Source organism: Burkholderia sp. BCC0419 (assembly GCF_902830285.1).
GTDB lineage: Bacteria > Pseudomonadota > Gammaproteobacteria > Burkholderiales > Burkholderiaceae > Burkholderia.
Window position 1 is genome coordinate 586251 of sequence record NZ_CADESR010000001.1, and the last position, 18457, is coordinate 604707.

The following is an 18457-nucleotide window of genomic DNA, read 5'->3' on the forward strand; positions in this document are numbered from 1 at the left end:
GACGGGGCCGGATCGTCGCCTGTGCGTTGGGGCGGCGTGTACTATGGAAGCTGCTTCACGAGCGACGCCGGCGCGGTCGATGCGCCGGCGATCCTTCATGTGCAGGAGCCTCCATGTCGCGTGTGCTGGAAATCGTGTTGTCGCTGTCGCTGGAAGGGTGGCCGGTCAAGGGCGCAAGCCGCGCCCGGGGCGCGCAGCGCGACTTCGGTGCCGAGCTCGTGCGCGCGTGGCGGATCTGCCCGCAGGTCCGGATGCGGCGCGGCCACGAGCGCGTGACGATCGAGCCGTGCCTGATCGAGGAGGCCGAGCGGAGCCCCGGCGCGAGCTGGTGGACCTGGGTCGAATCGAACGCGCATGGCACGCGGGTCGTCGCATCGCGCACCGGGGCGTTCTCCCCCGGCGTCACGCAGCGCGAACTGTTCGACGCGGAGCACGCGGGTATCGTCGTCGCGACGCCGCTGCCGATACCCCCGACAAGTGCCGCAGCCGATGCCGACGCGCCGGCCGCCGAAATCGACGGCGTTGCACCGCACACCGACGAAGCGCGGGCCCAGGCGTCGGCGCTGCGCATCGTCAGCGAACGGCGGCGCGGGCGCTGGGCCGACGACAGCGGCGTCGTGGTCGAGATGACGCTCGACGACATCACGCTGCACGGCGGCGGCGAGCCGCCGCGCCGCTACGTCGAGCTGCGTCTGGCCGCGCCCGACTGGGAGACCGTCGCCGCGCGCACGGCCGCGCTGCACGCGTTGTTTGCCGCGGCGCGCGAACTGAGCGGCGCGTGGCCCGCCTTCGTGCAACTGACGAGCGTGATCGACCGCGCCTGCGCGGGCGGACCGGTGGCCGCCGCGCTGGTCAAGGCGCAGTCGGTCGACCTGACCGGCATCCGCACGCAGCGCGCCGCGCTGTTCGCGCTGTCCGGCGACATCACCGCGCAATGGCTCGGCAACGAATGCGGCGTGCTCGCTCGCGACGATCCCGAATTCGTCCACCAGATGCGGGTCGCGCTGCGCCGCCTGCGCACGCTGATGCGCTTCTTCCCGCGCTTCACCGACCGTCAATGGAAGGACACGCTCGGCGTCGACCTGCGCTGGCTCGCCACGCTGCTCGGCACGGTGCGCGACTGGGACGTGTTCGCGACCGAGAGCCTGCCCGCGCTGATCGAGGCCGACGGCGGCGGCAGCGACTGGGACGGCACGCTCGACGCCGCCCGCGCGCAGTCGATGGCCGCGCGCGTTGAGCTGCGGCAGGCGCTGCATTCGGCCCGCTATGCGCGGCTGACGCTCGGCTGGCTCGAATGGCTGAGCGCGCTCGCGCTGCCTGCGGCCCACGGCGACGCCGCGCCGTCGCTGCGGCGTCACGCGACCAAGCGCGTGCGGCGGCTGTTCGGTCATCTCTACGGATCGCCGTCGCTCACGTCGCTCGACACGGCGGCGCGCCACCAGGTGCGGATCGATGCGAAGCGGCTGCGCTACGCCCTCGAATTCTTCGCGTCGCTGGCGTCGCGCCGCACGCGCAACGAGACGGTCAAGACGCTGGCGCGCGTGCAGAGCGTGCTCGGCGAAGCGAACGACGCGATGGTCGCGCTGCACCATCTCGAGCAACTGGCGGCGCCGCCGTATCAGCTCGGTTTCGTGCGCGGTTACGGCGCCGCGCTCGAACAGCGGGCGGCGCGCGACGCCGAGACGCTGCTGGCCAGCCTGCGGGCGCCGAAGCTCGACGGCAAGCCGGGCTGAGCGCCGCGCGCCGACCCTATAATGGCCGCCCGTTTCCCGCACGCCTGCCGATGATGACCGACGCACCGCATTCTTCCTCGTCCGCCGAACCGCTCGAACTGGGCGGCGAGCTGTGGCTGCGCGCCGGCGAACAGACGCTCGGCGGCGCGACGCGCATCGCGCTGCTCGCGGCGATCGGCGACACCGGTTCGATCACGCGCGCGGCGAAGGCCGTCGGCCTCAGCTACAAGGCCGCGTGGGACGCGGTCGACACGATGAACAATCTCGCTGGCGAACCGCTCGTCGCGCGTTCGACGGGCGGCAAGGGCGGCGGCGGCACGACGCTGACGCCGCGCGCGACGTCGCTGATCGCCGCATTCCGCACGATCGAGCGCGAGCATCGCCGCTTCATCGAGGCCGCGAGCGCGGCCGTTGCCGGCTTCGACGTCGACTGGGCGCTGCTCGGCCGGATCGGGATGAAGACGAGCGCGCGCAACCAGTTGTTCGGCAAGGTCGTGTCGATCGTGCGCGGCACCGTCAACGACGAGGTGACGCTTGCGCTGCCCGGCGGGCAATCCGTCGTCGCCGTGCTGACGCACGAAAGCGCCGAGGCGCTCGGGCTGCGGGAAGGCGCGAGCGCGTGCGCGCTGGTGAAGGCGTCGTGGGTCGTGCTCGCGGTCGACGATGGCGGGCCCGACCTGAAGGTGTCCGCGCGCAACCGGCTGTGCGGCAGCGTCGAAGCCGTCGCGGCGGGCGCGGTGAACAGCGAGGTGACACTGGCGCTCGACGGCGGCGGGACGCTGACGGCCGTCGTGACCAACGACAGCGTCGACGCGTTGCAGCTCGACGCCGGCCGGCGCGCGATCGCACTGTTCAAGGCGTCGAGCGTGATTCTGGCGGTGACGGGCTGACCCGGCCGGCCGCGCCGGCTCCCGCTTGCCGGCGGCCGTCGTGCGGGGCGGGGCGAAGCCGGCGCCGCACGCGTGTGCATCGCACCGGCTTCGTTTCCGCTTTCAGCATGTGCCGCGACGCGGCGTCTCTCAGGCTTCAACGTGGCGGCCAGCGCCACGGTCACGACCACGGCGTCGCGCGCTCAGGTGACGCGCGTCGGCCACTCGGCGTGCGGCGAGCTCGCCTGCACGCGTCCTTCGCTCAACTGCACGACCTGGTCGCCGAAGGCGGCGACGTCGTCGGGGTCGTGCGAGATCAGCACCATCGGGATGTCGAGCCGCGCCTGCAGTTCGGCGAGCTCGTGACGCATGCGCTGACGCATCGCGCCGTCGAGCGCCGCGAACGGTTCGTCGAGCAGCAGGATGCGCGGCTGCGCGACCAGCGCGCGCGCGAGCGCGACGCGCTGCTTCTGCCCGCCCGACAACTGCGACGGATATTGCCCCGCGAGCGATTCGAGGTCGAACGCGCGCAGCCAGTACGCGACCTCCGGCGGCACCGTCTTCGCGCGCGGGTTGCGCAGCCCGGACGTGAGCCCGAACGCGATGTTCTGCCGCACGTTCAGATGCGGAAACAGCGCGTAGTCCTGGAACAGGTACGCGACCCGGCGTTCACGGGTCGGCACGTCGATGCGGCGTGCGGCGTCGAACAGCGGCTCGTCGTTCAGCGTGATCGTGCCTTCGTCGGGCGTCAGCAGCCCGGCGATCGCCTGCAGCGTCATGCTCTTCCCCGCGCCCGACGGCCCGAACAGCACGACGCGCTGCGTCGTCGCCGTGAACGACATGTCGAGCGTGAAGCGACGTTCGGCGTTCGCATAGGTCTTGCGGATATCGACGACGAGGCTCATGCGGGCCTCCGCCGAAGCAGGCCGGCTGCCGGGCGGCGCCGGCGATACGGACGGGAGAAGCGCTTCATGTCAGCTGGCTCCGCCGGGCGCGCGACGGCACGAGCCAGCCGGTCGCGAGCAGCACGAGCACGCAGGTGATCGACGTCACCAGCACGAGGAAGTTGGCCGTGCTGTCGTCGCCGGCCTGCACGGCCGCATAGATCGCGACCGACAGCGTCTGCGTGCGGCCGGGCAGGTTGCCGGCGATCATCAGCGTCGCGCCGAATTCGCCGAGCGCGCGCGCGAACGCGAGCAGCGCCCCCGCGAGGATTCCGCGCGCGGCGAGCGGCAGCGTCACGCGGAAGAACACCGCGACTTCGCCGAGCCCGAGCGTGCGCGCGGCGCGCTCCAGATGCGGATCGACGCCCTCGAACGCCGCGCGCGCCGATTTCAGGATCAGCGGAAACGCGACGACCATCGACGCGATCACCGCCCCTTGCCACGTGAACACCAGCTCGATGCCGAGCGTGTCGAGCCACGCGCCGAACACGCCGCGCCGGCCGAGCAGCACGAGCAGGTAATAGCCGAGCACCGTCGGCGGCAGCACGAGCGGCAGCGTCAGCACGGAATCGACGACGTCGCGCAGCGGCGAGCGCCAGCGCGCGAGCATGAACGCGGCCGCGACGCCGAGCACGATGTCGAGCGCGGTCGCCCAGCCGGCAACCTTCAGCGACAGCAGCAGCGGGACCCAGGCGTCTTGCATCGCGATACGCTCACTTGGCGGGCTTGAAGCCGAACGTCGACAGCACGGCCTGGCCCTGCGGCGACGCGACGAAATCGATGAACGACTGCGCCTGTGCGGCGTGGCGGCTGTCCTTGACCACGGCGATCGGGTAGGTGATGGCCGTCTGGGTCGGCACCGTCAGCGCGACCTTCACGCGGCCCGGCATGATCGCCGCGTCGGTGCCGAACACGAAGCCCGCGTCGACCTCGCCGCGCGCGACGTAATCGAGGCTCTGGCGCACGTTGGCGGCCAGCACGCCCTTCGCGCTGACGGCGTCCCACACGCCGGCCGTGCGCAGTGCGCCCTCGGTGTAGCGGCCGACCGGCACCGAGGCCGGGTCGCCGTACGCGATGCGCTTCACGCCGGGCGCGGTCAGGTCGTTCAGCGACGTCGGCGCGGCCGCGCGGCTGTCCGCCGGCACGATCAGCACGAGCGAGTTCGCGGCGAAATCGCGGCGCGTGCCCGGCACGATCACCTTCTCGTTCACCGCGCGATCCATCGCCTTCTGGTCGGCCGACGCGAACACGTCGGCCGGCGCGCCCTTGGCGATCTGCTGCATCAGCACGTCCGATGCGCCGAAGTTGAACAGCACCTTGGTGTCAGGATGCTGCTTCTCGTACGCGTCGCCGACGGCCTTGAATGCGTTCGTCAGGCTGGCGGCCGCCGACACGACCAGTTCGTCGGCGGCGGAAGCGGGCACGCTGAACGCGACCCCGGCAGCCAGCGTGGCGATCGGCAGCAGGCGAAGCAGGGTGCGGCGAAGCGGACGGACGGTTGAGCGCATGGGGGATTCGTTTTGAATGGGTGGAAACCGTAATCGTAATATAGGGCGGGTTATAACGCTCGACATACTGCTCATGCGACGGTGCGCATGAAATGGTCAGACGTGAAAAGGGGTGGCCGGGCGGCCGGTTACGCGTGAAGCGGATGCGGCGCCGATTCGGTGCGCTGCAGCGACGACGGCTGCGACGCGGGATGGTAGTTCGGATTGGCCTTCCAGCGCGCGCGGACGAACGGGCGCTCGTGGCCCGACAGTTGCAGCGCGACCTGGGTGACCCAGCGGTGCGACGGCACCGTGAGGCCGTGCAGCGCCACGGTGACGAGCGCGAGGCTCGCGACGACCGCCGGCACCGACCAGCGGTGTGGCGCCGCGCGCCACGAGCCGGCGATGAACGCGAGCGCGGCGAGCGCGCCGACGATGCAGCCGGTGATCGATTCGGACGGCGAATGCGCGTCGAGCGCGACGCGCGACACGCCGACCGCGACGCCGGCCGCGAGCCCGAGCGCGATGCCGGCGATCCGCACCGGCGTGCGCGTGCGGATCAGCGCGAGGAAAATGGCGACCGGATACACCGACGTCGACAGCATCGCATGGCCGCTGAACCCGGTGAAATCCCATGCACGGATGCCGATGCCCCAGCCGAGGAACGCGATCTTCGTGAGCGCCACCACGCCGATCGCGGCCGCGAGCACGCCGAGCCACGCAGCCGCGCGCTGCCACGAGTAGCCGAGCGCGAGCCAGACGGCGATCGTGATCGCGAGCGGCAAGGTCAGGCCGGCGCCGCCGAACGCGGTAATCATGATCCACAGGTGAGCGGGCAGGTCGAACATCGGGAAGGGGACGGACGAAGGCGGGGAGAATGCTTAAATCAACGCACGAGCCGGGAAGAACGACTACAACGGATACAAGCGGCGAAACCCCAGTATAGCGCCGCGTCCGGATGAGGCCCGTTTTTGCGTCGCCGGGATCGATCGGCGTGCAGGAAAAATCCTGGAAACAATGTTATGGTGCATTGCACAAAGTCGAACGATGCATCCGTTGCGGCGCCATGATGGTGCCCCTATTTTTCCTGACTGCGAGCCCGATCGATGACCAAAAGTCTGACCAAGGTGTGGCTGGGCGGCATGAAACGCGTGCTGTCCCCGGCCGCCAAGCGCGCGGCGCGCGATGCGCAGCGCATCGCCCGCAACGCACTCGAGGCTGCGGCCTCTCCTGCCGTGTCCGATCCGTCCCCGCCGCGCGAATCACGCGTGCGGCCGCGCGCGGCCGCGTGGGCGGCGGGCGAGTGGACGCGCGGCGAACATCCGATGGCGCCCGCGCTCGGTCGCCTCGTCCAGAATCTCGCGTACGGGCTTTACGTGCCGCCCGGCCGCCGGCGTGGCGCGATGCCGCTCGTCGTGATGCTGCACGGCTGCCAGCAGTCCGTCGACGAATTCGCGCAGGGCACGCGGATGAACCTGCTGGCCGACAAGCACGGCTTCGCGGTGCTGTATCCGGAGCAGTCGCTGCGCGCGCACGCGCATGGTTGCTGGCACTGGTATGAAGACACCGACCGCGCGGGGCGCGGCGAGGCGGACGCGGTGGCGTCGCTGGTCGACGCGCTGGTCGACGAGCACGGCTTCGACGCGTCGCGCGTCTACGTCGCGGGGCTGTCGGCCGGTGCGGGCCTCGCGTCGCTTCTGGCGCTGCACCATCCGGACCGTTTCGCGGCGGTCGCATTGCACTCCGGCCCCGCGCTCGGCGAGGCGAATTCCGGCATCACCGCGATGGACGTGATGCGGCGCGGCCTGCGGCAGAACCCGGCCGCGGCGGTCGATGCGCTGGTCGACGCCGGCGCGTATCCGGGCATGCCCGCGCTGATCGTCCAGGGCGACGGCGATCGTGTCGTCGCGCCGAAGAATGCCGACCAACTGACCGTGCAGTTCATGCGCCTGAACGGGCTCGCCGACAGCCGGGGCGCGTTGCGCGGCGGCGAGCGGGTCGAGACGCGCGAAGCGGGCGCCCAGATGACCGATGTGTGCCGCGACGGCGAGCCGGTGGTGCGGCTGTGCCACGTGAAAGGGCTCGATCACGCGTGGGCCGGCGGCGACGAAGCCGTGCCGTTTCACGCGGCCGTCGGCCCCGACGCAAGCGCGATGATCTGGGCCTTTTTCGAAACCAATCGCCGCACTGTGGCGACCGAACGACGCACCGTTTGATCGACGCTGGCCAAAGACTAGGGTTTTCCCTATAATTCGGGAAAACCCTAGTCCAGAACCTTTGAATAGCGAGATCGAACATGTACCTGCTGAGCCATCTCTTCCTGATGCTGACCAAGAACGCTGAAAAGGCCGCGAAAGAGCGCGCCGACGCGTACCTGGCCGAAGCCACCGACATCTACGATCTCGAATTCCGCATGCGCAAGATCGATCGCGACGCGGCGATGAACCGCCCGTATTCGATCGGCGCGCGCTAAGCGACGCACACGGGCCGGCCGGCCCGGCATTTCGACGAATCGCGCAAAAGGGCGCGTGCGGCATGATGCCGCACGCGCCCTTTTTGCATTCGCCGAATCCTGCGTCGCGTCAGACGACCGTCAGGCGCACCGGCACGTTGTTGCGCGTGGCGTTCGAATACGGGCACACGTGGTGCGCCTTCTCGACCAGCGCCTGCGCGTCGGCCTTGTCGAGCCCCGGCAACGATACGCGCAACTCGATGTCGAGCCCGAAGCCGCCTGCGTCGTTCGGGCCGATGCCCACTTCCGCCGTGACCTGCGTATCGGCCGGCAGCGCCTGCTTGTTCTGGCCCGCGACGAATTTCATCGCACTCAGGAAACAGGCCGAGTAACCTGCGGCAAACAGCTGCTCCGGATTCGTGCCTTCCGCGCCCGTGCCGCCGAGCTCGCGCGGCGCGGCCAGCTTCACTTCCAGCTTGTTGTCGGCGGATACCGCGCGGCCGTCGCGGCCGCCCGTGCTCGTGGCGCTGGTCTTGTACAGAATGTTCATCGTGCAGCTCCTGTCGGGAAGAGAGGGGGAAAGCGGTCCGGTCAGACGGGATGTCGCCGGCCATGAATAAAATATAGAACACAAATCATTGGTGTGCAAATGAAATTTTAAAGAAAAACCCGGCAGCGCCGGGCGGGTCGGTCTGCGCTCGAGTGTCAGCGTTCGTTGGCCACCGACAACGCGTCGCGCAACTGCTGGAGATCGGCGCGCAGCCTGATCAGGAATTCGGGTGTCTGTTGCATCGTGCAAAAGAGGTCGGCGGGCACCGAGCGCGCGCGATCCTTCAGTGCACGGCCTTCCGGCGTCACGCGCACGTTGACGACGCGTTCGTCAGCCGCGCTGCGCACGCGCTCCACGTAGCCGAGCGCTTCCAGCCGCTTGAGCAGCGGCGTGACCGTGGCCGGATCGAGGTCGAGCCGCGCGGCGATATCCTTCACGGCCATGTCGTCGCGCTCCCACAGCACGAGCATCGCGAGATATTGGGGATAGGTCAGCGACAGCTTGTCGAGCAGCGGCTTGTACGCCTTCGTCATCGCGTGCGAGGTCGAGTAAAGCGCGAAGCACAGTTGCTCGTCGAGCGTCTGGGGCAGCGGGGGCAGGCGATCCATGATTCGGGAAGCGCGGCGGATGCGCGAACGATTTGTACGCAAATTATTTTGCGCGCAAAAGATCGGATTGAACAGGGGCGACCTGAGGCGTCGATACCGGAAAAAGGGGGGAGATCAGAAGCGCCGGGTGACCACCCGGCGCGGGAAACAGCATGACGGCCGGCGACATGCGCCGGCCGGGAGAAGAGTCAGCGGCCCGACATTGTCGTGGTCGCGCCCGGTTCCTGCACGCCGAAGCAGCCGCGATAGGTCGCGTAGAACGAGCAGTACAGCATCGTGACGATGATGATCGTCACCGGCATCATGATCGTCAGCGCATACGCGCCGGCGCCGAGCGCCTGCAGCAGCAGCGACAGCGCGAGCGACGTGCCGAGCGCGACGCCGAACCACAGCGCGCCGTACACGACGAACGCGCCGCGATTGCGCCAGCAACTGACGACGCTGAAGAACAGCGCCTTCGCGGGCGGGACGTCATGCCATGCGACCAGCACCGGCGCGAACCAGAACAGCATCGCGACCGGCAGATAGAGCAGCGTCGCGAACATCAGCGCGCCGAACGTGCCTTGCGCGGCCAGCGTCTCGGGCGTCGTATTGGTTTCGTCGGCCGCGCCCATCATCACGTGGAACAGCGCGCCGCCGTCCACGAACGACGAAGCGGCGAACACCAGCACCATTGACGCGACGTAGATCACGCCGAGCGCGAGCAGCCGCTGGGTCGCGACGGTGCCGTACGAGCGAAAGCCGTCGACGAGGATCGTCGGCATCACGGTCTTGCCGGCCACCGTGTCGCGGCACGCGGCCATGAAGCCGACCGCGATGCCGGGAATGAACACCAGCGGCAGCGCGGAGCCGATCACGGGCACCATCGACACCAGCGTAATGGCGAGCAGGTACGTGAAGAACAGCGTGATGAACGCGAGCGGATTCCGGCGGAACAGCCAGATGCCTTGACGGAACCAGACATAGCCCGTTTTCGCGGGCACTTCGATCAGTTGCATGCGGTTTGGATCTCGGGAAGCGCGGGCGTATGCGCGATACGCTCCCGCAGAATGCGTTCGAAATGGCCGGGGTCGTGCGGCTTGAGCATCTCGGCCGCGCGCGGCAGGTGGAAGTCGTACAGGCGCGATACCCAGAAGCGGTACGCGCCGGCGCGCAGCATGTCGCTCCAGTGGCGGCGTTCCTCGGCCGTGAACGGCCGGACCGTCTGGTACGCGCGCAGCAGCGCATCGGCGCGCGCGACGTCGAGCACGCCGGTCGCGAGGTCGACGCACCAGTCGTTGACGGTGACCGCGACGTCGAACAGCCACTTGTCGCAGCCCGCGAAATAGAAGTCGAAGAAGCCGCCGAGCCGTACGTCGTGGCCGGTGCCGGGCGCCGCGTGCGCGAACAGCACGTTGTCGCGGAACAGGTCGCAATGGCACGGCCCGGCCGGCAGCGCCGCATAGTCGTCCGACGCGAAGAAGCCGGCCTGGTGCGCGAGTTCGCCTTCGAGCAGCGTGCGTTGCGCGTCCGTGATGAACGGCACGATGGCCGGCACGTTCTCCTGCCACCACGGCAGGCTGCGCAGGTTCGGCTGGCTGCGCGGATAGTCGCGGCCCGCGAGGTGCAGGCGCGCGAGCATCTGCCCGACCTCGATGCAGTGTTCGACCCCGGGCGCGAGTTCGGCCGCGCCGTCGAGCTTCGTGACGATCGCGGCCGGCTTGCCGTGCAGCTCGCCGAACAGCGCGCCGTCGTCACGCGGGACCGGGTCCGGCACCGGCACGCCGTGGGCGGCCAGGTGGCGCATCAGGTCGAGGTAGAACGGCAGTTGCTGCGCCGTGAGCTTTTCGAAGATCGTGAGGACGTATTCGCCGCGCGTCGTCGTCAGGAAGAAATTGCTGTTTTCGATACCGGACGGAATGCCGCGGAACGCAAGCACGTCGCCCAGTTCGTAGTGGCGCATCCATTGCGCGAGATCGGAGTCGGAAACAGCGGTGAAAACGGCCATGCGGGATGCGTCAGGTCAGGGTGTCGGCACGCGGGCGGCGTGCAGCGCGACAGCAGGTGAAGGGGCGGCGCGGCGCGGTCGGGGCGCGGCGCCACGGAATCAGTAGCGCAGGTTCAGCGACGGCAGGCGCGTGATCGGGACGCCCGCATCGTGCGGTTTCGGCGACGTGTCGGGCGTCGAGCTCATCTGGTAGCGCGTGCCGAAGTTCGACTTCACGTCGATCTCGACCGGCTTGCCGCGGTCGCGGTACTCGGTGACTTCGGTGCCGTTCTTGCTCTTTTCGTGGAAGCTCGGCGTGCGGCGGATGTCGGCGAAGTCCACTTTCGACGTGACTTCGGCGCCCGGCCGGTTGATCTTGCGGAGATCGGGCAGGCCGGCGGCTTCGTTGGCCTCGGCCCGGGCCTGCGCGTCGGCGTCAGGCGTGCCGCCGGCGGCGTGAGCGACGCTGGCGGCGGCAAACGCGACGGCAGCGGCGACGAAAATGAGCGGCTTCATGATGAGTCTCCAGTGAACCTACCGATTTTAGCAAATACTGCGCGCCATCCGGCCCCTGCGTGCGCAGGGGCGGCCATAAAGGCGACCGGGTTCCGTGGTAATGTCGTCGGATCTGACGAGGTAATGAAAATGAAGAACGATTTGAGCCGCCGGCACCGTGTGCTGTCGCCCGAAAGCCCGTCGGTCGAGGCTTTCGACGATCCGATCGCCGCCGTCGCGCGGCTGTCCGCCATTTACGACACGAATGCGGGCTTCCTGCGCGATGCATTCGCGCGCTATCGCCGCCACGAAGCGATTACCGAGCACGTCCGCGCGTGCTACCCGTTCGTGCGGATCCGCACCGACGTGAACACGCACGTCGATTCGCGCCGCTCGTACGGCTTCGTCGCGGGCCCCGGGGTATTCGAGACGACGGTCACCCGCCCCGATCTCTTCGCGAACTACTACCGCGAGCAACTGCGCCTGCTGTCGAAGAACCACCATGTCAAGATCGAGATCGGCGTGTCGTCGCAGCCGATTCCGATCCATTTCGCGTTTCCGGAAGGCATCCACCTCGAGGGCGAACTCGATCGCGACCGCCTGCTCGCGATGCGCGACATCTTCGACACGCCCGACCTGTCGTATCTCGACGACCGCATCGTCAACGGCACGTTCGAGCCGGCGCCGGGCGAGCCGCATCCGCTCGCGCTGTTCACCGCCGCGCGCGTCGACTTCTCGCTGCACCGGCTGCGCCACTACACGGCGACGTCGCCCACGCACTTCCAGAACTACGTGCTCTACACGAACTACCAGTTCTACATCGACGAGTTCGTGAAGCTCGGCCGCACGATGATGACGGAAAGCGACGATCCCGAGGTGCGCGCGTACCGCAGCGAGTACAGCGCGTTCGTCGAGCCGGGCGACGTCGTCACGTACAACGCGAACCTCGGCGGCGAGCCGGCCGAGGGCACCGCGCCGCCGCGCCTGCCGCAGATGCCCGCGTATCACCTGAAGCGCGCAGACGGCAGCGGGATCACGATGGTCAACATCGGCGTCGGCCCGTCGAACGCGAAGACGATCACCGATCACATCGCGGTGCTGCGTCCGCACGCGTGGGTGATGCTCGGTCACTGCGCGGGGCTGCGCAACACGCAGCGCCTCGGCGACTACGTGCTCGCGCACGGTTACGTGCGGGAAGATCACGTGCTCGACGCCGACCTGCCGCTGTGGGTGCCGATCCCGGCGCTGGCCGAAGTGCAGCTCGCGCTCGAGCGCGGCGTGGCCGAGGTCACGCGGCTGGAGGGCGCGGAACTGAAGCGCGTGATGCGCACCGGCACGGTCGCGAGCGTCGACAACCGCAACTGGGAGCTGCGCGACCATCGCGAGCCGGTGCAGCGGCTGTCGCAGAGCCGCGCGATTGCGCTCGACATGGAAAGCGCGACGATCGCCGCGAACGGCTTCCGCTTCCGGGTGCCGTACGGCACGCTGCTGTGCGTATCGGACAAGCCGCTGCACGGCGAGCTGAAGTTGCCGGGCATGGCCGACACGTTCTATCGCGGGCAGGTCGACCAGCATCTGCAGATCGGCGTGAAGGCGATGGAGATCCTGCGCACGAACGGGCTCGACAAGCTGCATAGCCGCAAGCTGCGGAGCTTCGCGGAAGTGGCGTTTCAGTAACAAGCCCTTGCGGTATAAGGGCTCCCCGGATGATCTGGGGAGCCTTCGTGTCTAACATGAGCGTCGGTGTCTAACTTACACGCGTCAATGGAACTGGTTGGACGCGTTCTATTTCGCGTGATTTCGTGTAGTGCGCCGTCATGCTTTCGGTCGTGTGGCCGGCCAGTGATTGCGCTGCTGCAGCCCCCCCGCTGCCGCTTCAGATCGGTAAGCGCCTTCGCCCGCAGATCGTGGAAGTGCATGCCGATCAGGTATAGCGGGCTCGCTTTCTTCGCAGTCTTTCTCGTAGGCCAATCGTGTGCGCCGGCAGGCGCGTTTCCACCCTGAGTACGCGCCGATATAGGTGAAGCGGCCACCGGCACGGCCGTGCGGATGGGGTGCGTATGCTGTAGTGGTAATCACAAGGTAAGCTTTTCTCCCGGAAGTGAGTCTTCCGGAAGATTGTCTTTCGCGCGGGTGGGAGGTTGTGCAGCGGCCTGATACGACTAACTTTCGCGGTCGGAGCACCGCGGCGATGAATACTGCGGCGAGCATGCGCCCCGCGGCACCTGGTAGCGGGGCGTTTGCCGAAGAACATCAGGCAAGTCACCGTTCGCAACCGGGAGGTTACGAGGCTGGGATGCGACACGTAAATTACGTAGTCCATAATTTCCTGCGTCGAATATTGGATTGGCCTCGATCCTTATCGGCGTGTAATCACGTGTAATTGAGCACGAGAGGCTATTCATCTAATTTTAGATCCAGGCGAGCACCGGTACAGGTAGCTCGCCGATACCTTTGGATCGCGAGCCGCTCCGGGCTTGCGTTTCAAGGGCGAATTCAAGACGGACGAGGTCGATTATTTTCGAAACTATCTTAGGGAAAATATCATGAGCGACGTGGTAATTGAATTCACTGCGGACCCGAGCCGCTGTATCGGAGTTAAGCCTGACTCTAACGAGGCTGGCTTTGTAGGTCCAGGCACGCCGGTAGAGCTACGCTCCCTGACCGACCCGGTGGTACTGAACGTGTGGAATTTCAATGCGACCCTCGGGGCCTTTATTCTCGATCTGACCGACATTCCGGGCGAAAAGAGGTTGGCGCTCGATTTTGCCGGAGGAAAGGCCGCTGCCGAGACCCCCCTCGTCGTGAATTACTTTACCGGTGCGTTATCTCAGCGGTGGAGTCTTACTATTCGGCCGGGATATATCACATCGCTGGCAAACCGGAATCTCGTGATCGACGACCATTTCGACAGTTTGCAAAGCAACAATATGATTTGGGGGTTTCCCTACAACGGGACACAGGCGCAGCGATGGACGGTGCGTAAATTGCTGGATGCGGTAGCCGCCAAAGCGCCTCGATACGCGTAATTGTTTCGTTTTGGCCACTGTCGCCACTACTCTGGCCGAAATTGCCATCGCGTCACATCAAAGGGGCCATCCAGCCCCTTTGTCTATGAGCGAATTACTTGGCGCACTGCCATTTAAGCGTGGCTTTACGCCGTTATCAACGCGCAATAACGGGTAACGTGTCGAACCCGGTCATGTGTTCCACCATTACATCGCCCACTTCCCGCCGCCGGCGCCGCACTCACCACTGCACCGGTTCGATCGTCCGGTCGAAGGCCGCCTCGAGCAACGCGGTTTCGCGCGCGTCGAGCGTGAGGTCGAGTGCCGCGAGCGCATCGGCCATGTGATGCGGCTTCGACAATCCGATGATCGGCGCGGTGACGCCTGGGCGCCGCAGCGCCCAGGCGAGCGCGACCCGGGCGGGAGGCACGCCGCGCGCCTGCGCCGCTTGCCTGACCGCTTCGACGGTCGCGGCGACCGTGTCGCGGCCATCGTACCAGGACACCATCTGCTGGTCGGTCGCGGCCCGCGTCGTCTGCGCGCCGCGCGAGCCGGCCAGCAGCCCGCGACCGAGCGGGGACCATGGCGTGTAGGCGATGCCTTCTTCGATGCACAGCGGCAGCATGTCGCGCTCGTCCTCGCGGCAGATCAGGCTGTACTGGCTCTGCATCGACACGAACCGCGCGAGGCCGTGATGCTGCTGGAAGGCGAGCATCTTCATGAATTGCCACGCATGCATCGACGATGCACCGAGATAGCGGACCTTGCCGCTCCTCACGAGGGTATCGAGCGCGTCGAGCGTTTCTTCGATCGGCGTATCCGGATCGAACCGGTGGATGACGTAAAGATCGACGTAATCGGTCCCGAGGCGCTGCAGCGACGCATCGATGCTCGCGAGCAGATGCTTGCGCGACAGCCCGCGCGCATTCGGCCCGTCGCCGGTCGGAAAGAACGCCTTGGTGGCGATCACCGCGTCGTCGCGCGTCGCGAAGTCGCGTAGCGCGCGGCCGAGAATGCGCTCGCTTTCGCCGCCCGAGTAGATGTCGGCCGTATCGAAGAACGTCACGCCCGCCTCGAGCGCCGCGCGGATGAACGGGCGCGCCACGTCCTCGGTCACGACCCACGGCCGCCACGACGGATGGCCGTAGGTCATGCAGCCCAGGCACAGCTTCGACACCTTCAGCCCGGACGTTCCCAGTCTCACGTACTCCATCGGTTCGATCTCCGTTGCGGTGCCGGTCAGCGCATGCCGCCGATCGTGTAGCCGCCGTCGACGAGGATCGATTCGCCGGTCACGAAGCGTGCTTCGTCGCTGCAGAGCCAGACGGCCGCGTCCGCGACGTCTTCGGGGGTGCCGATCCGCCGTGCCGGCGTGAACGCGGCGAACGGGCGAAACATCTCGTCGTCGCCGAAGCGGCGCGCCATCGGCGTGTCGATGATGCCGGGGTTCACGTTGTTGATCCGGATGCCGTGCGGGCCGCCTTCGAGCGCGACCGCGCGCACCAGCGCATCGAGCGCGCCCTTGCTCGCGGAATAGGTCGACGAGCCGGCCAGCGCGCCTTTCGCGAGCCACGACGACGTGTTCACGATCGCACCGCCGCCGTGCGCGAGCATCGCCTCCATCTCGTATTTGATCGACAGCCACGTCCCCTTGAGATTGGTGGCGATCACGTTGTCGAAGTCGGCTTCCGTCTGTTCCACGATCGGCGCGAACGTGCCTTCCGTGCCGGCATTGTTGAAGGCCGCATGCAACGCGCCGTAGCGTTCGATCGTCGTGTCGACGAGGGCGCGCACACCAGCGGCGGAGCCGACGTCGACGGCCACCGCGAACGCTTCGCCGCCGCGTTCGGCAATCGCCCGCACGGTGTCGTCGAGCGGCGCCGCGCGCCGCCCGGCGACGACGACGCGAGCGCCGTCCCGCGCGAACGCGAGTGCGGCTGCCCGGCCGATACCGGTGCCGCCGCCGGTGACGAGCGCGACGCGACCGGCGAGCCGGTGCCGTATCGTGGCGGAAGGCGTTGATAAGATGCGTGAATCGGACATGATGTGCAGTGCTCCGTGTTGGGGGGAAATGCGCCGGCCGCTCAGTCTTCGCCGTCCGCAACCGTCAGCGGTGCGCCGGGCGTGCCCGCGTAGAACACGATCAGCTCGGCGGTTTCATCACCGGTCTCGCCGCGATGAGCGCCGTCGACCATTTCCGGCACCACGTCGCCGGGGCCGAGCGCCAGCCGCTTGCCGTCGCTTCGGCGCACGGCGGTCAGGTGGCCCGACAGCACGTAGCCGATATTGATCGACGGATGCGTGTGCCACGGCAGGACGGCGTGCGGCGGAATGCGGTAGCGTACGACCGTCACCTCCGGTCGAGCCGTCGGATAGGCGCGGTAGGGCGAGCCGTCCCACGCGCGGGTGGTTTGTAGCAGCACCGTCTCGACGGCACGGGCGGGCGCGCCGCTCTGCTGCGCGAGTGCGGGCTTTGCCACACCGGCGACGATCGACACAGCCGCGACGGCGGCCCGGAAGGCGATGGAAAACGAGCGCGGTTTCATGGTGAGCGGCCCGTGCGGGCTGAGCGTTGAAGACGGCGCCATTGTGCGAAGCGGAACGGCACGCGACTAGCGCCGGACCGGTTGAAACCGATTCAACTTGACGGAGCGGTGGAGCGGTGGAGTGGCGCCATGGACGAATGCCGGGGCAGGCCCGGCTCGACGGGAGCATCGAATGGATCGTTTGAAGGCGCTGACGGTATTCGTCCGCGTCGCCGTCGCGGGCGGCATCAGCGCGGGAGCCCGCGAGCTCGGCATGACGCCGCAGGCGGCCAGCAAACAGGTCGCCGCGCTGGAGGCATTGCTGAACGTTCGCTTGTTCCAGCGTTCGACGCACCGGATCGCATTGACGGTCGAGGGCGAGCGCCTGCTGGCGCAATGCCGCGGTGCCGTCGGCGAACTGGAGACCGCGCTGCGCATGCTCGACGACGATCGCGCGCACGCGGTCGGCACGCTGCGCGTCGCGGCACCTTATTCGCTGGCGCGGCGTTTTCTTGCGCCGTTGCTCGGCGAGTTCTGCGACCAGCATCCGGGCATGACCGCCGAGCTGATCGTCAGCGACGACATGGCCGACATCGTCGAGCAGCGAATCGACCTCGCGGTGCGGACCGGCGATCTGCCCGACAGCGGGCTGATCGCGCGGCGCATCGCCGAGCTGCAACTGGTCGTGTGCGCGGCGCCCGCGTATTTGCGCCGCCATGGCGTGCCGCAGACGATCGACGCGTTGCGCGACCATCGTTGCACCGCGTTCCTGTATCCGCGCACGGGCAAGCCGTTTCCGTGGGAATTCCTCGTCGACGGCCGGGTCGATTCGCGTCAGATCGATCCGTTCATCGCGACCAACGACATCGACGCGGAACTCGATACGGTACTGAGTGGCGCCGCGATCGGCCAGTTCTTCGGCTATTCGGTTCACGAGCATGTCCGCGAAGGGCGGCTCGTGCCGTTGCTGACCCGGCATGTCACCTGCCGGTACGGTCTCTACCTGTGCATGCCGCAGCGCGAGCATCTGCCGCGCCGGAACCGTTTGCTGATGGATTTCCTCGTCGCCCGGCTCGGCGCGCATCCTGACCTGGCGCCGCTTTCGTTTGCGGAGACGCGTGCTTGACGTGTTGCTGGGTCGACGGCGACGGTAGCGGCTGACGCCCGTTTCATCCTGCCGGTGTGATTCGGCCGAAAAACGGCGCCCGGCGCGCGTTGTGCAAAGCGACAAGGCCGCCCGGCACCGAAGTACGCGGGCGGCCTTGCAGGGGCGAACGGCCGTGCTGTGTTTCAGTCGTTCAGCACTCGCCCTTTTTCGCATGCCCCGGCGGGCAGTGATAGCCGCCATGGCCGTGGTGACGCTCGCGATCTTCCCACTCGCGGCGCTCCCAGTAGCGGCGGCCGTCCCAGTAGCGGTCGCCGTGCCAGCCGACGATGACCGCCGGTGCCGGGGCGACCACGACGGGCGCGGGCGCGACGACGACCGGCGGGGGCGTGCCGATGTTGACGTCGACGTTGACGGCGTGAGCGAGGCCGGACAGCGAAAGGCCGAGGCCGGCGAAAGCGAGGGCGATCAGCGAGCGTTGCATGTTCTTTTCCGTGGTGTCGTGATGAATGGGCCGACGCGACGCGATGGAAGCGAGGGGGACCGTTCCACCGGGGGAACGCCGCGCCGACACAATGCAGTGTGCTGCCGTGCGACGGAAAAGGCGAGTCGTGATTATTACGGAGGGTTGGCGGTGCGCCGGCGCGCGGCGGGCCATTCATTTGACATTGACTGGCCGCCGGTGCGGCTGATCCGCCGCATCGCGCAGCGCCGA

The 18457-nt window shown here is 67.8% G+C and carries 20 protein-coding genes and 1 pseudogene; 7 read left to right on the forward strand and 14 right to left on the reverse strand.

The features are described from left to right. Positions 1 to 113 precede the first annotated feature (113 nt). Both HWW87_RS02670 and HWW87_RS02675 read left to right on the forward strand, forming a co-directional pair. On the forward strand, positions 114 to 1733 hold the full coding sequence (locus HWW87_RS02670; protein WP_175819134.1) for a CHAD domain-containing protein: 1620 nt from the start codon (positions 114 to 116) through the stop codon (positions 1731 to 1733). 53 nt (positions 1734 to 1786) lie between these two features. Continuing rightward, positions 1787 to 2623: a TOBE domain-containing protein gene (locus HWW87_RS02675; protein WP_175820659.1), complete on the forward strand. Its 837-nt coding sequence runs from the start codon at positions 1787 to 1789 to the stop codon at positions 2621 to 2623. A gap of 182 nt (positions 2624 to 2805) precedes the next feature. On the opposite strand, the gene HWW87_RS02680 is transcribed toward HWW87_RS02675, so the two are convergent. From HWW87_RS02680 to HWW87_RS02695, 4 genes are all read right to left on the reverse strand, one after another. After that, a complete protein-coding gene (locus HWW87_RS02680; RefSeq protein ID WP_175819135.1) occupies positions 2806 to 3507 on the reverse strand; it encodes an ATP-binding cassette domain-containing protein in 702 nt (233 codons plus the stop codon). Between the two features lie 64 nt (positions 3508 to 3571). Beyond that, entirely contained in the window at positions 3572 to 4249 is a 678-nt protein-coding gene (gene modB / locus HWW87_RS02685) for a molybdate ABC transporter permease subunit (RefSeq protein WP_175819136.1), read from the reverse strand. Between the two features lie 10 nt (positions 4250 to 4259). Next, complete coding sequence (gene modA, locus HWW87_RS02690; RefSeq protein WP_175819137.1) at positions 4260 to 5054, reverse strand: molybdate ABC transporter substrate-binding protein; 795 nt, start codon at positions 5052 to 5054, stop codon at positions 4260 to 4262. Between the two features lie 128 nt (positions 5055 to 5182). After that, complete coding sequence (locus tag HWW87_RS02695; protein WP_175819138.1) at positions 5183 to 5881, reverse strand: phosphatase PAP2 family protein; 699 nt, start codon at positions 5879 to 5881, stop codon at positions 5183 to 5185. Positions 5882 to 6139: 258 nt separating this feature from the next. Here HWW87_RS02695 and HWW87_RS02700 point away from each other — a divergent pair, with 258 nt between their 5' ends. Beyond that, the gene (locus HWW87_RS02700) at positions 6140 to 7249 is read left to right on the forward strand and encodes a PHB depolymerase family esterase (protein ID WP_175819139.1); all 1110 of its coding nucleotides are present in this window, start codon (positions 6140 to 6142) and stop codon (positions 7247 to 7249) included. Between the two features lie 80 nt (positions 7250 to 7329). Continuing rightward, entirely contained in the window at positions 7330 to 7506 is a 177-nt protein-coding gene (locus HWW87_RS02705) for a DUF3563 family protein (protein ID WP_069618521.1), read from the forward strand. A gap of 109 nt (positions 7507 to 7615) precedes the next feature. Here HWW87_RS02705 and HWW87_RS02710 read toward each other — a convergent pair whose 3' ends face one another. The 5 genes from HWW87_RS02710 to HWW87_RS02730 form a co-directional block, all read right to left on the reverse strand. Then, positions 7616 to 8035 (reverse strand): organic hydroperoxide resistance protein, encoded by a 420-nt coding sequence (locus HWW87_RS02710; RefSeq protein WP_034185184.1) that lies wholly within the window; start codon positions 8033 to 8035, stop codon positions 7616 to 7618. Between the two features lie 155 nt (positions 8036 to 8190). Further along, positions 8191 to 8643: a MarR family transcriptional regulator gene (locus HWW87_RS02715; protein ID WP_034205244.1), complete on the reverse strand. Its 453-nt coding sequence runs from the start codon at positions 8641 to 8643 to the stop codon at positions 8191 to 8193. Positions 8644 to 8831: 188 nt separating this feature from the next. After that, positions 8832 to 9641: a BPSS1780 family membrane protein gene (locus HWW87_RS02720; protein ID WP_174431952.1), complete on the reverse strand. Its 810-nt coding sequence runs from the start codon at positions 9639 to 9641 to the stop codon at positions 8832 to 8834. Further along, positions 9632 to 10630 (reverse strand): homoserine kinase, encoded by a 999-nt coding sequence (locus HWW87_RS02725; protein WP_174391218.1) that lies wholly within the window; start codon positions 10628 to 10630, stop codon positions 9632 to 9634. Before HWW87_RS02725 ends, HWW87_RS02720 begins: the two co-directional genes overlap by 10 nt. Before the next feature lie 99 nt (positions 10631 to 10729). Then, positions 10730 to 11125, reverse strand: a complete 396-nt coding sequence (locus HWW87_RS02730) for a hypothetical protein (protein ID WP_027782546.1) — start codon at positions 11123 to 11125, stop codon at positions 10730 to 10732. 129 nt (positions 11126 to 11254) lie between these two features. On the opposite strand from HWW87_RS02730, the gene HWW87_RS02735 reads away from it, so the two are divergent. Beyond that, positions 11255 to 12781, forward strand: a complete 1527-nt coding sequence (locus tag HWW87_RS02735; protein WP_175819140.1) for an AMP nucleosidase — start codon at positions 11255 to 11257, stop codon at positions 12779 to 12781. A gap of 98 nt (positions 12782 to 12879) precedes the next feature. Here the strand turns inward: HWW87_RS02735 and HWW87_RS37505 are convergent. Next, positions 12880 to 13141 (reverse strand): annotated as a pseudogene (locus tag HWW87_RS37505) (integrase); the annotation flags it as partial. 509 nt (positions 13142 to 13650) lie between these two features. Here HWW87_RS37505 and HWW87_RS02745 point away from each other — a divergent pair. Continuing rightward, on the forward strand, positions 13651 to 14133 hold the full coding sequence (locus HWW87_RS02745) for a hypothetical protein (RefSeq protein WP_175819141.1): 483 nt from the start codon (positions 13651 to 13653) through the stop codon (positions 14131 to 14133). Between the two features lie 220 nt (positions 14134 to 14353). Here the strand turns inward: HWW87_RS02745 and HWW87_RS02750 are convergent, their stop codons facing one another. From HWW87_RS02750 to HWW87_RS02760, 3 genes are read right to left on the reverse strand one after another with little or no spacing between them, the layout of a single operon-like run. Next, entirely contained in the window at positions 14354 to 15325 is a 972-nt protein-coding gene (locus HWW87_RS02750) for an aldo/keto reductase (protein ID WP_175819142.1), read from the reverse strand. 26 nt (positions 15326 to 15351) lie between these two features. After that, complete coding sequence (locus tag HWW87_RS02755) at positions 15352 to 16155, reverse strand: glucose 1-dehydrogenase (protein ID WP_174431956.1); 804 nt, start codon at positions 16153 to 16155, stop codon at positions 15352 to 15354. 41 nt (positions 16156 to 16196) lie between these two features. Further along, positions 16197 to 16658 carry a cupin domain-containing protein gene (locus tag HWW87_RS02760; protein ID WP_244107126.1) on the reverse strand — a complete coding sequence of 154 codons (462 nt, stop codon included), beginning with the start codon at positions 16656 to 16658 and terminating at the stop codon, positions 16197 to 16199. A 172-nt stretch (positions 16659 to 16830) separates the two neighbouring features. Here HWW87_RS02760 and HWW87_RS02765 point away from each other — a divergent pair, with 172 nt between their 5' ends. Beyond that, positions 16831 to 17763, forward strand: a complete 933-nt coding sequence (locus HWW87_RS02765) for a LysR family transcriptional regulator (protein WP_175819144.1) — start codon at positions 16831 to 16833, stop codon at positions 17761 to 17763. Between the two features lie 172 nt (positions 17764 to 17935). Here the strand turns inward: HWW87_RS02765 and HWW87_RS02770 are convergent, their stop codons facing one another. Continuing rightward, positions 17936 to 18226 carry a hypothetical protein gene (locus HWW87_RS02770; RefSeq protein WP_175819145.1) on the reverse strand — a complete coding sequence of 97 codons (291 nt, stop codon included), beginning with the start codon at positions 18224 to 18226 and terminating at the stop codon, positions 17936 to 17938. Positions 18227 to 18457 lie beyond the last annotated feature (231 nt).